Here is a 12,519-nt window from a genome sequence, read left to right on the forward strand (position 1 = left end):
GCGCCAAGTGGGCACTATGATCCGCCGTCCGAGGTTAACGTCGGGTTCAACGAACTCGCGAGGCCAACGCTTGGGTTTACCGACATTGCGCTGGGTCAGGCCGGGCACGTTCAGGGGCCGACCAACTCTGGTCTAAAGCATGATGGGATGAGGCTTGATCGCTGCAACGACGGAGGTGCACTCCCTCTCCCGCTTGCGGGAGAGGGCTGGGGAGAGGGTGTATCCCCAAAGGGGCAATCTCCAAGAGGAGAAAGCCCTCTCCCGGCGCTTCGCGCCGACCTCTCCCGCAAGCGCGAGAGGTGAACGACCCGCAGCAATCGATTCGAGCTAAAGCCATTCGGCTCTAGGCATGTTGAGCCGTGGGAGCGCCCGTCGAGTTGTGAAATCCGCAGCTGACCCGGCCTTCGCTGCCACCCATTCTCTCCGCGAAAACGGCCATCCCGGGTCAACGGCAACGCTCTGACCACGCCAGGCACCTCCGCCCCAGCCTCAAAGGCCAGAGATCGCGTTCACATGCGTGAACGTCGAGACTACCTCGGCGCGCGCTTGGCCAAAATCCGCTGCAGCGTACGCCGGTGCATGTTGAGCCGGCGCGCCGTTTCCGAGACGTTGCGGTTGCACATCTCGTAGATGCGCTGGATGTGTTCCCAGCGGACGCGATCGGCCGACATCGGGTTGGTCGGCAGCTCGGACTTCTCCGCGCTGGTCGAGAGCAGGGCCGCGACGACGTCGTCGGCATCCGCCGGCTTGGAGAGATAATCGATGGCGCCCATCTTCACCGCGGTTACGGCGGTTGCGATGTTGCCATAGCCGGTCAGAACGATCGCGCGTGCATCGGGGCGCTTCTTCTTCAGCGCCGAGACCACGTCCAGGCCGTTGCCGTCGCCGAGCCGCAAATCCACCACCGCGAAGGCCGGCGCCGATTTGCTGATCTGCGCAAGTCCGTCCGAAACGGTGTCGCATGACGTCACGGCAAAGCCGCGCGTCTCCATGGCGCGCGACAACCGCTCCAGAAACGGCTTGTCGTCCTCCACGATGAGCAACGAGCGGTCGGTCTGTTCGTTCAGTTCGGCGATGGCGTTCAAGGTTGTGTCCTCTCTCCAGCGCGTTGACATATGGCGTCGCGGTCGCGCGGTGCCAAGGCGGCAAATGGTCGATCCGCCCAGTTATGCGACGCAAGGTCGCGGTTCAAAGCGCGATGAATCGTCGTCACGCTTGGATTCTTGGTTTCAGCATGACCCTTTCGGAAAACACCTTGTAGTAACGTGGCCCCTTCGGGTCCGGATCACCCTCTATCCTATTGTCTCTTCGAGCGTCTCGATAGCCTCAAAACGCTGCCTGGGCCACGTGATCTGAACAACAGCGCCGTGGTCCGGGAAGATCCGGTTGGTAAACGAGACCTTGGCGCCGGTCCGTTCGAGCAACGTGCGTGCGATGAACACGCCGAGGCCCAGGCCGCGCCGTTCGCCGCCGCCTTCGTCCTGGGTGCGCCGCCGCGACAGATAGGGCTCGCCAATCCGGTTGAGGATATCGGGCGGAATGCCTGGGCCGTCGTCGGAGATCACGAGTTCGATAGTGTCATTGTTCCACCAGGCATTCACCTCGACGGTGGTGCGGGCGAAATCGACCGCGTTCTCGACGATGTTGCCGATGCCGTAGAGGATCGCCGGGTTGCGCGAGCCGACCGGCTCGGCCACTGCGGCCACCGCGATCCTCACCTTGATCTCGACACCGAAATCGCGGTGCGGCGCCACCACCTCCTCGATCAGCTCCGACAGCTTCATGTGGTCGAATGGCGCGCCGGTGGGGGAGAGCTGGGTGATCTTGCTGAGGATGTCGCGGCAGCGCTGGGTCTGCTCGCGCAGGGTCTTCAGGTCGGCGGCGATGCTGGCGTCCTTCACCGTCTTTTCCAGCTCGCGCGAGATCAGGAAAATCGTTGCGAGAGGCGTGCCGAGCTCATGCGCCGCCGCTGCAGCAAGGCCGTCGAGCTGGGTCAGATGCTGCTCGCGCGTCAGCACCAGCTCGGTCGCCGCAAGCGCGTCCGCGAGCTTGCGCGCCTCCTCGGTCACCTGGAACGAGTAGAGGCTGGTGACGCCGATCGCGAGCGCGATCGAGAGCCAGACGCCGACGAGATAGATCGGCGGCAGCACCAGGGGATCGTCGGAATCCCACGGCAGTGAAAAATGGAAGAAGAACAGGATCGAGGCGCAGGCAACGGCGAGCAGCCCGAGCCCGAAGGTGAAACGCGCCGGCAGCGCAGTGGCCGAGATCAACACGGGCGCGAGGAACAGGAACGAGAACGGGTTCTGCAGTCCCCCGGTGAAGTACAGCAGGCCGGCCAGCTCCACGATGTTGAGCGCGAGGAGGCCGGCCGCCTGCACCGGCTCCAGCCGCTGCATCGGATTGGCCGCAGTCTGGAGCGCGAGGTTGAGGGCTGCCGACAGGAAGATGATGCTGACGCAGGGGACGATCTCGACGTTGAACTCGAGCCCTTGTGCCACGATGAAGATCGCGGCGAGCTGGCCCAGCACTGCGAGCCAGCGCAGCCGCAGGATCGTGTCCAGCCGGATATGCCGCTGCGCGTGGTGGAAGTCGGAACCGACGATTTCGGTCATATCGGCCAATGTGGCGATGCCTCTCGATCACAAACGATGGGCTGACGGAACCACCGGATGACAAGCCCTTACATCGAGCCTTGCGCTCCCCGATGCAATAGCAGAAGAACGGCCAGCATGACCGAGAATGACAAGGCTTCAAGTCGGCCGACTGTCGCGGATCGCAGCTCGTCCGCGGCAATCGCGGTCGATCGCCTCGTCAAGGTCTACAAGCAGACCCGCGCCGTCGACGATATCTCCTTTTCGCTTCCGCGCGGCAGCATCACCGGGCTTCTCGGCGGCAATGGCGCCGGCAAGACCACGACCATCGCGATGATCATGGGTCTGGTGCTGCCAACCTCCGGCCGTGTGGAAGTGCTCGGGCATCGGATGCCCGAGGAGAGCGCTGCCGTGCTGGGGCGGATGAATTTCGAGAGCCCCTATGTCGACATGCCGATGCGGCTCACGGTGCGGCAGAACCTCACCGTGTTCGGCAAGCTCTATGCGGTGAAGAGCCTGTCCGACCGAATCGCTGAACTTGCCGAGGACCTCGATCTCGCCGACTTCATCGACCGCGCCAACGGCAAGCTCTCCGCGGGACAGAAGACCCGCGTTGCGCTGGCGAAAGCGCTGATCAACAAGCCCGAGCTGCTGCTGCTGGACGAGCCAACCGCCTCGCTCGACCCTGATACCGCCGACTGGGTGCGCGGTCATCTGGAGCGCTATCGCAAGGAGAACAGCGCCACCATCCTGCTCGCCTCGCACAACATGCTCGAGGTCGAGCGGCTCTGCGACCGCGTCATCATCATGAAGGGCGGCCGCATCGAGGACGACGGCGCGCCGGACGCGATCATGGCCCGCTACAACCGCACCACGCTGGAGGAGGTGTTTCTCGACGTCGCGCGCGGGCGCGGGAATGGCGCGAAGGAGCCGGCGCGATGAATGGATTCCCGGTGTTTCCTTCGTCATTGCGAGCGAAGCGAAGCAATCCAGAATCTACCCGCGGAACGAGTCTGGATTGCTTCGTCGCAAGGGCTCCTCGCAATGACGGCGGAGGTACCGCGTAGCTGCCATGACCGATATCTCCCTCCACCGCGGCATCTCACTCCACCGCATAGGCGCGATGATCCTGCGCTACTGGTATCTCTTGCTGTCGTCCTGGCCGCGGCTGCTCGAACTGCTGTACTGGCCGGCGCTGCAGGTCATCACCTGGGGTTTCCTCCAGCTCTACATCGCCGAAAACGCCAGTTTCTTCGCGCGGGCCGGCGGCACGCTGATCGGCGCCGTCATCCTCTGGGACATCCTGTTTCGCGGCCAGCTCGGCTTCTCCATCTCGTTCCTGGAAGAGATGTGGGCGCGCAACCTCGGCAATCTCATGATGAGTCCGCTGAAGCCGATCGAGTTTCTGCTGTCGCTGATGGTCATGAGCCTGATCCGGCTCGCGATCGGCGTCATTCCGATGACGCTGCTCGCACTGTTCCTGTTTCACTTCAACGTCTATGCCCTCGGCCTGCCGCTGATCGCGTTCTTCTGCAATCTGATCTTCACGAGCTGGTCGGTCGGCATCTTCGTCTCGGGTCTCGTGCTGCGAAACGGCCTCGGTGCCGAGAGCATCGTCTGGACCCTGATGTTCGCGATCATGCCGCTCGCCTGCATCTACTATCCCGTCAGCGTGCTGCCGGTCTGGCTGCAATACGTCGCCTGGACGCTACCGCCGACCTACGTGTTCGAAGGGATGCGCGCGCTGCTGATCGAGAACACCTTCAGAATCGACCTGATGCTGCAGGCGTTAGCCATCAATGGGGTGATTCTGGCTGCATCTTTTGGGGCATTCCTTGCCCTTTTGCGCAGCGCCAGAAAGCACGGCTCGCTGCTGTCGGGCGGCGAATAACGTCACTTTCTCGTGGATTCAGGCTGGTTTGGCCGCTTTGACCACGTAGATGTACGGAACCATGCATTGACGCAATATTACGCATTCGGCAGTATGCTGCGATGCGAAGAGGAATATAGCGATGCCCATTGGTGAGTTCGGCGGCGCCCCGCCCCTGGCTGCAGAAGGCAGTCCGGTCCTGACGACGCCGATGTACTGGATGTACGAGATGGCTCATGCCTCTCTCAATCCGGCACGTGCGGTCACTGACGCGACCAAGTTGCTGTTTCAGAATCCGCTCAATCCCTGGGCGCGCACCGAGGTCGGCAAGTCGGTCGCAGCGGCTTGCGAATTGTTCGAGCGTACCACGCGCCGCTACGGCAAGCCGGAATGGGGCCTCAACGACACCGAGGTCAACGGCATCCGAGTCCCGGTCGAGATCCGCTCGGTCTGGGAGAAGCCGTTCTGCAAGCTGCTCTACTTCGATCGCAAGTTCACCCGCCCGTTGCGCAGCCCGCAACCGCGCGTGCTGATCGTGGCCCCGATGTCCGGCCACTATGCGACGTTGCTCCGCGGCACGGTCGAGGCCTTCCTGCCTGCGCACGAGGTCTACATCACCGATTGGGCCGATGCCCGCATGGTGCCGCTCAGCGACGGCCGCTTCGATCTCGACGACTACATCGACTACGTCATCGAGATGCTGCATGTCCTCGGCGGCAACACCCATGTGCTCGCGGTGTGCCAGCCCTCCGTGCCCGTCGTCGCCGCCGTCTCGGTCATGGAAGCGCGGCGCGATCCCTTCGTGCCGACCTCGATGACGCTGATGGGCGGCCCGATCGACACCCGCCGCAATCCGACCGCAGTGAACAACCTTGCCCAGGAGCGCGGGATCGACTGGTTCCGCAACCACGTCATCACCAAGGTGCCGTTCCCGCATCCCGGCATGATGCGCGACGTCTATCCCGGATTCCTGCAGCTCAACGGCTTCATCAGCATGAATCTCGACCGGCACATGGATGCCCACAAGCAGCTCTTCGCCAATCTGGTGAAGGGCGACGGCGACCTCGTCGACAAGCATCGCGACTTCTACGACGAATATCTCGCGGTGATGGATCTCTCGGCCGAGTATTACCTGCAGACCGTCGACACCGTGTTCGTGAAGCACTCGCTGCCGAAGGGCGAGATGACCCATCGCGGAACCCGCGTCGATCCGTCCAAGGTCAAGCGCGTGGCGTTGATGACGGTCGAAGGCGAGAACGACGACATCTCCGGTCTCGGTCAGACCGAAGCGACTCACACATTGTGCAGCTCGATTCCCGATCATCGCCGCGTTCATTACGTCCAGAAGGGCGTTGGACATTACGGCGTGTTCAACGGATCGCGTTTCAAGTCGGAGATCGTGCCGCGGATTCACGACTTCATGGTTTCGGCTGCGAATCCGAGTTCGTTGCAGGCCCTCGCGGCCGAATAGTCGTCAATTTCGGCTTTCCAGTCGAAATTCCAGCCCCCGCCGGAGCGTCTGACGGGGGCAAGTTCCCTCCAGATTCGCGGTATTTAGGTAGCTCTATAGGAGTGAGTCATGCCTCACCTCTTGGGGGTGTCGCATGCGTCCAGCGGGGGCGAAAAAAGCGGGTTCCAACCCCAGTCTGTAGGGTCTCCCGGGCGCCTGACCGCTGTATATTGGGCAAATGATTTGTTTTTGCGCCGAGCGCTTTCCCTGGCGGCGGTTATGGCAGAATCCGGGCGAACTCCTGCTCCCCGGACTGACAGACATGGCCACTCGCGCACTCCTCTATCGGCGGCCCCACGAACCGAAGACCCTCGTCATCACCCACGGATCGCAGTTCTTTGCGATTCGGCTGCGGCGGCACAGACGCGCGCGCCGCTACACGCTCAGGATTCATCCGAGCGACCGCGAAGCCATCCTCACCATGCCGCCGCGCGGCACGCTCGCCGAAGCCAAGGACTTCGCGCAGCGTCACGGTGCGTGGATCGCCGCGCGTCTCGGCCGCTTGCCGAAGGCGGCACCCTTCCAGCCGGGCACGGTCATACCGCTGCGCGGCACGCCCCATCGTATCGTTCATCGCGCTGGCCAGCGCGGCACGGTGTGGACCGAGACGCGCGAGTCCGGTGAACGCATTCTCTGCGTCGCCGGCGGCCTCGAGCATGTCGACCGCCGCGTCAGCGACTTCCTCAAGCGCGAGGCGCGCCACGATCTCCAGCGTTCGTCGGAAGCTTACGCCGCCGAGCTCGGCGTCAGGGTCAAGCGGCTCTCGATCCGCGACCAGTCGAGCCGCTGGGGTTCCTGCACCTCGGCCGGCTCGCTGTCGTTCTCCTGGCGCCTGATCCTGGCGCCGCCCTTCGTGCTCGACTATCTCGCCGCGCACGAGGTCGCCCATCTCGTCGAGATGAACCACTCGGCGAGGTTCTGGCGGGTGTGCGGCAAGGTCTGCCCGTCAATGGAACGCGCCAAGAAGTGGCTCGACACGTACGGGAATGACCTGCACCGGTACGGGGTCGAGGATTAGGCTAGGCTGAGGTTCGGCCTCGCTATCGCGATTTTGTACGGTGTCATCGCGCGCGAAGGCGGGCGATCCAAGTGCGCTGCGGCCTTCTTATGAATCTCGATGTCTCTGGAATACTGGATTCCCTGCCTTCGCGGGGAACGACGGCGGAGAATGAGACAGCGTCCTCGTGCCTCGATGCATACCCTCAACATCCATCTCAACGCTCACGCACTGAGATTCGCATTCGTCCCAGGCTGCATACGTGACGCCAAATACGACGATTGCCGTTGCGCGTTCGCCTTCTGGCCCTCGGCCAACATGTCCTGGAAGGCTGCGTCGAGTTGTTCGCGGCTGTAAGTGGTGGACGTGCTTTCGCGCGGCGTCCATTGTGATTGCGTGATGGCGGTGGGCGCCTTCTCCACGGTGCCGCCGAGCAGCCTCGCGTAATTGTCGGCCCGCCACTGCGCCAAATCCGGTCCACTCAGGCCCGGAGGATCCTCGAGCTTGCCGATCTTCCCGGCGGCCGCGTTGGTCATCGTCGAGGAGCCGCCATTGTAGACCGTGGCCACCACCTGGCCGTCGACTTTCACCTCAGCGTAGGTGTTTTCAGGCGCATCGTCTGAGACGACCGATTGAGTTGCAGCAATGTCATGAGTTCTCAGCCAGTTTTTCGCCATCAGGTCGCGCAGGACCGGATTATCGGCTACCGATATCAGCTTCGCCCCTTGCAGCGGCTTCACCTGGGAGACATCAACCCGGAAGCCGCTGGCCGCCGCCTCTGTCGCCCCTGACGGCTTTGACGCCATCGGCTGCAGACCCGATGTCGCATGTGAAGCGGACGTCGATGGGGGACGCAGATAGGGCAACGCCGCACCGGATGAACCTGAAATCATGGAACGCTCCCTGGCACTCGCTCAACCCATGAGAGCAAATCCCGGGCCGCTGACGGGAGCTTGAAGCAATTGGTGTTTTTGCGCTCGGGGAGTCGCAAGCCTTGGTCAATCTTGCCGGCAATAGGCAGGACTTGCCGAAGCGGTGGCGTGACCGGGCTGACTTCTCCGCCTTCGCGCACAATGATCGTTGCCTGGCCGGACCAGATTCAACCCCGCAGTGCTGCCGCCGCAAGCTGTTGATTTTGCTATCGCCGGCTACTGTGCATGGGGTTGTTTTCGCGGTTTTTGTTGTGAGGTCCCTGGATTGTCGTTGCGAACCTATCGATTCCCGCCGAACAGCCGGTCCATCAGCCAGCCATCGAGCCCTGCCGCCGCCTCCGGTCGCACATTGGCGCGCGTGGGGGGCGGTGGGCGATAGCCGCCGGTGTTCGCCGGTGCAGGACCCGCCGGTGTCGGCGGCGAGATCTGCGAGGCCGCCTGCGCGAGATTCGACAGGCCCCAGGTCGCTTGTGCATTCGGCAAGGCAGCCACCGGCACGCCCTCGTGCGCCGCGCGCATGAAGCGCGTCCAGACTTCGACGGGCAGGCTGCCGCCAGTCGCCTTCTTTGTTGGCGAGTTGTCGTCATTGCCGAGCCAGACGCCGGTGACGAGGTTGGCGGTGTAGCCGATGAACCAGGCGTCGCGATAATCCTGGCTGGTGCCGGTCTTGCCGGCGGCCGGCCAGCCGGGAATCTCGGCCTTCTTGGCGGTGCCTGATATCAGCGTCTCCCGCATCATCGTGTTCATCATGCCGACATAGCGGGGGTCGACGACCTGGTTGCGCTCTTCAGGCTGGCGCATGTAGAGCAGCTTGCCGCTGAGCGTCCGGATCCGCGTCACGACATGCGGCGCCACCGCGAGGCCGCCGTTGGCGAAGGGCGCATAGGCGCCGACCAGCTCGACCATGGAGACTTCCGACGTGCCGAGCGCGATCGAGGCATTGGGTTCGAGCTTGGAGGAGATGCCGAGCCGATGTGCGGTGCGCACCACGTTCTTCGGCCCGACCTCGAGGCCGAGACGGATCGCGACCGTGTTGAGCGACATCGCCAGCGCCTGCGTCAGCGTCACCGCGCCGAAATATTCGTGGGTGTAGTTCTCGGGTCTCCAACCCTTGACCTCGATCGGCGCGTCTTGGCGCATCGTGTCGGGCGTCAGCCCCTGTTCGAGCGCGGTGAGGTACACGAACGGCTTGAACGAGGAGCCCGGCTGGCGCTTGGCGGTCACAGCCCGGTTGTACTGGCTGTCGGAATAGTTTCTCCCCCCGACCATGGCGCGCACCGCGCCGTCGGGCGTCATCGCCACCAGCGCGCCCTGGCTGACGTTGAACTTGACGCTCTTGGCCGCGAGCTCGTCGATGATGGCAGCTTCCGCCACGCTCTGCAGTTTCGGATCGATCGTGGTCTCGACCTTGATGCTCTCGTCGATCTGGCCGACCAGGTCGTCCAGCACCTCGCCGATCCAGTCCGCGACGTAATTGACGGTGCCGGCGCCGACCGGCTTCACGTTGTAGGAGGGATGTCCGATCGAGGCCTTGGCCTGCGCGTCGGTGATGAAGTTTGCGTCCGCCATCGCCGCGAGCACGATCTGCGCGCGCGCTTCGGCGCCTTCCGGATTGCGGTTCGGCGCAAGGCGGGACGGCGACTTGACGAGGCCGGCCAGCATCGCGGCTTCGGCGATGGTGACGTTCTTCGCCGACTTGCCGAAGTATTTTTGCGCGGCGGCTTCGACGCCGTAGGCGCCGGAGCCGAAATAAACGCGATTGAGATAGAGCTCCAGGATCTCATCCTTGGAATGCTTGCGCTCCAGCCAGATCGCGAGCTCCGCCTCCTGCAGCTTGCGCCGCATGGTGCGCTCCTGGGTCAGGAACAGGTTCTTGGCGAGCTGCTGCGTCAGCGTCGATCCGCCCTGCGAGACGCCGCGATGAAGCACGTTGGTGACGAGGGCGCGCAGGATGCCGACGGGATCGATGCCGAAATGCGAGTAGAAGCGGCGGTCCTCGATGGCGATGAACGCCTTGGGCAGATAGGGCGGCAGGTCCTTCAGCGACACGTTGGCGCCGGCCATCTCGCCGCGCTGCGCCAGCATGCTGCCGTCGATGCCGACGATCTGGATCGTCGGCGGCCGTTTGGGAATCTCCAGCGACTGGATCGGCGGCAGATGGGCGCCGACATAGATCACGACGCCGATCACGGCGATCGCGCCCCACAGGCTCAACACCGCGCCCCAATAGACCAGGCGGCCGAGGCCGAAGCCGCCTCGCGATTTCGAACGGCGCTTGGCACCGCTGCGGCTGGCAGGTGCCTTCCGTTCGCGGGGCGGCTCGTCGCCGGCATCCTCGTTCTTGCGCTTGGCCGATGATTTCGCAGATTTCTTCGGCTTGTCGTCCCCGCCGGGGATGCGGTCCGCTGCGGTGAGGCGCAGGTCGGCGAGCGCCGCGGGCAAGCCGAACAGCGGCTCCTTCCGCGCACCTTTTTTCTTTCCCCACGCCATACGCAATACGCCCGGTCAGCCGCCCCGCCGCACGCTAGCGGTCGCTGTTTAAGGCCCGGTTACCCCGACGTTAACGCGTGATTAGGAGGTGGGGCATTCCCACGCCGCAGTTCCGCTCCCTCGGTGCCGGGGCTAGGATCGTTCGTATAAATAAAGAGGGAACTCGCATGGGCCACATCGATCCGACCAAGGAGATCTTCGCGCAATTCCGGGAGAACGACCGCCCGGGCCCTATCCACATGCTCAATCTGGTGCGCCTGCGGAAAGAGGCAGCCTATCCCGATGGCCGCAAGGTCAGCGGTGCGGAAGCCTATGCGGCCTATGGCCGCGAGAGCGGCCCGGTGTTCGAGCGACTCGGCGGCCGCATCGTTTGGCAGGGCAAATTCGAGCTGATGCTGATCGGCCCGCAGGAGGAGCGCTGGGACCATTGCTTCATCGCCGAATATCCGAGCGTTGCGGCCTTCGTCGAGATGATCCGCGATCCCGTCTATCGCGAGGCGGTGAAGCATCGCCAGGCCGCGGTGGAGGATTCGCGGCTGATCCGGCATGCCGTGCTGCCGGTGGGGAAGAATTTCGGGGAGATACCCGTCTGAATCTCACGCGACGAATCTCTCTCCATCGTCATGGCCGGGCTTGACCCGGCCATCCACGGCTTCCCGTTGATGCCCGAGAACGTGGATGCCCGGGCCTTCGCCGCGCCGTAGCGGCTTCGGCCGCGCAGGCGGGACAAGCCCGGACATGACGTCGCTGAGGCAGGTGCGTCCTGGCTAGCCTAGCCCGACGGGCCCGTGTCCTCGATAATCGGTCCGAACAACTCCCAGCGTTCGCCGTTGAACTTCATCATCTGCATCTGCTTGTTGACGCGGTAGTCGTTGGGGCCGGTGGTGATCTTGATTCCGGGCAGCGCCAGGCTCGGCGTGTAGCCTTTGATGTTGGCGGCCTGCTTCATCACGTTCTCACGCGTCAGGTCGTCGCCGCATTGCTTCAAGACCTGCACCAGCAGCTCGGCCACCGAATAGGCATAGGTGTTGATGGTGTTGAGCTTGTCGCCTTCGGGGAAATACTTGTCCATGAAGGCGAAGAAGGCCTTCACGCCCGGATCGTCCTTCCACTGGGGATCGCCGGGGTCCTTGCCGTAATTGGTCGAGATGATGCCCTTGGAGATGTCGAGGCCGGCCGGCTTCAGCGTTGCGGACACCGGGCTCGCGTTGATGTCGAGGATGTGCACCGGGGTCCAGCCGAGATCGGCAAGCTTCTTGATCGCCTGCGCCGCGAATTTCGGCGTCGAGGCATCAAAGAACAGGTCGACCCCCATCGACTTCAGCTTGACCACCTGCGAATCGACGGTCGGGTCGGTGACCTCGTAGGAGACCTCGCCGACGATCATGCTGGCGGCCTTGTCGCCGAGGCCGCTCTTGAGGCCAGCCAGATAGTCGCGGCCCATGTCGTCGTTCTGGTAGAGCACGCCGATCTTGGCGTTGGGATGCTCCTTGAGAATGTACTTGGCGTAGATCCGCCCCTCGGACACGTAATTGGGATTGTAGGCCATGGTCCAGGGGTAATTCTGCGGATCGTTGAAGCGGGCGGCGCCGGTCGAGGCGAGGAGCTGCGGGACCTTCTTGCCGTTGAGGTACTTCTGCACGGCCGCGTTCGCGGCGGTGCCGATTAGCTGGAACGTGAACAGCACTTCGTCGCCTTCGACGAGCTTGCGGACCTGCTCGACCGTCTTCGGCGGGGAATAGGCGTCGTCATATTGGATCAGGTTGATCTTGCGGCCGTTGATGCCGCCCTGATCGTTGATCATCTTGACGTAGGCGGCCTGGGTCTTGCCGATATTGGCGTAGACGGAATAGGCGCCGGAAAACGGCACGGTCTGGCCGATCTTGATCTCGGTGTCGCTTGCGCCGGTGTCGTATTTCTTCTGGGCGAGGGCCTGGCTGGCGGAGACTGCGAAGGCGAATGCCGCCGTTGCAGCCATGAAGGCTCTGCGATTGTTCATGTTGGGTCGTTCCTCCTGACGGAATTTTAGGCCGACGGTCTTTCTCCGTTGATTGCAACGGTCGCCATCGCTGCCGAAGATTGTGGAGGAAGGTTCGCCGCCGCGCAAGGAGCGCGGCGCCGCGCCG

At 63.5% G+C, this 12,519-nt stretch carries 10 protein-coding genes; 5 read left to right on the top strand and 5 right to left on the bottom strand.

What is annotated here, in order from left to right:
- Positions 1-530: 530 nt before the first annotated feature.
- Together ACYCVF_RS18420 and ACYCVF_RS18425 are read right to left on the bottom strand one after the other, a co-directional pair.
- Complete coding sequence (locus ACYCVF_RS18420) at positions 531-1,085, bottom strand: ActR/PrrA/RegA family redox response regulator transcription factor (protein ID WP_459598616.1); 555 nt, start codon at positions 1,083-1,085, stop codon at positions 531-533.
- Positions 1,086-1,292: 207 nt separating this feature from the next.
- Positions 1,293-2,615, bottom strand: a complete 1,323-nt coding sequence (locus ACYCVF_RS18425) for an ActS/PrrB/RegB family redox-sensitive histidine kinase (protein WP_459599670.1) — start codon at positions 2,613-2,615, stop codon at positions 1,293-1,295.
- Between the two features lie 117 nt (positions 2,616-2,732).
- On the opposite strand from ACYCVF_RS18425, the gene ACYCVF_RS18430 reads away from it, so the two are divergent.
- The 4 genes from ACYCVF_RS18430 to ACYCVF_RS18445 all read left to right on the top strand — a co-directional run bounded on the left by ACYCVF_RS18430 (position 2,733) and on the right by ACYCVF_RS18445 (position 6,992).
- Positions 2,733-3,536: an ABC transporter ATP-binding protein gene (locus ACYCVF_RS18430; RefSeq protein ID WP_459598618.1), complete on the top strand. Its 804-nt coding sequence runs from the start codon at positions 2,733-2,735 to the stop codon at positions 3,534-3,536.
- A 130-nt stretch (positions 3,537-3,666) separates the two neighbouring features.
- A complete protein-coding gene (locus ACYCVF_RS18435) occupies positions 3,667-4,485 on the top strand; it encodes an ABC transporter permease (protein ID WP_459598620.1) in 819 nt (272 codons plus the stop codon).
- A gap of 121 nt (positions 4,486-4,606) precedes the next feature.
- The gene (locus ACYCVF_RS18440) at positions 4,607-5,935 is read left to right on the top strand and encodes a polyhydroxyalkanoate depolymerase (protein WP_459598622.1); all 1,329 of its coding nucleotides are present in this window, start codon (positions 4,607-4,609) and stop codon (positions 5,933-5,935) included.
- 217 nt (positions 5,936-6,152) lie between these two features.
- A complete protein-coding gene (locus ACYCVF_RS18445; protein WP_459598624.1) occupies positions 6,153-6,992 on the top strand; it encodes a M48 family metallopeptidase in 840 nt (279 codons plus the stop codon).
- A gap of 203 nt (positions 6,993-7,195) precedes the next feature.
- Here ACYCVF_RS18445 and ACYCVF_RS18450 read toward each other — a convergent pair whose 3' ends face one another.
- Both ACYCVF_RS18450 and ACYCVF_RS18455 read right to left on the bottom strand, forming a co-directional pair.
- Entirely contained in the window at positions 7,196-7,864 is a 669-nt protein-coding gene (locus ACYCVF_RS18450; protein ID WP_459598626.1) for a hypothetical protein, read from the bottom strand.
- A 318-nt stretch (positions 7,865-8,182) separates the two neighbouring features.
- The gene (locus ACYCVF_RS18455) at positions 8,183-10,393 is read right to left on the bottom strand and encodes a transglycosylase domain-containing protein (RefSeq protein ID WP_459598628.1); all 2,211 of its coding nucleotides are present in this window, start codon (positions 10,391-10,393) and stop codon (positions 8,183-8,185) included.
- A 167-nt stretch (positions 10,394-10,560) separates the two neighbouring features.
- Here ACYCVF_RS18455 and ACYCVF_RS18460 point away from each other — a divergent pair, with 167 nt between their 5' ends.
- Positions 10,561-10,986: a DUF1330 domain-containing protein gene (locus ACYCVF_RS18460; RefSeq protein WP_459598630.1), complete on the top strand. Its 426-nt coding sequence runs from the start codon at positions 10,561-10,563 to the stop codon at positions 10,984-10,986.
- A 179-nt stretch (positions 10,987-11,165) separates the two neighbouring features.
- Here ACYCVF_RS18460 and ACYCVF_RS18465 read toward each other — a convergent pair whose 3' ends face one another.
- Positions 11,166-12,392, bottom strand: coding sequence for an ABC transporter substrate-binding protein (locus ACYCVF_RS18465; RefSeq protein WP_459598632.1), 1,227 nt, complete (start codon positions 12,390-12,392; stop codon positions 11,166-11,168).
- Positions 12,393-12,519 lie beyond the last annotated feature (127 nt).

It is taken from the genome of Bradyrhizobium cedriense (assembly GCF_054602315.1).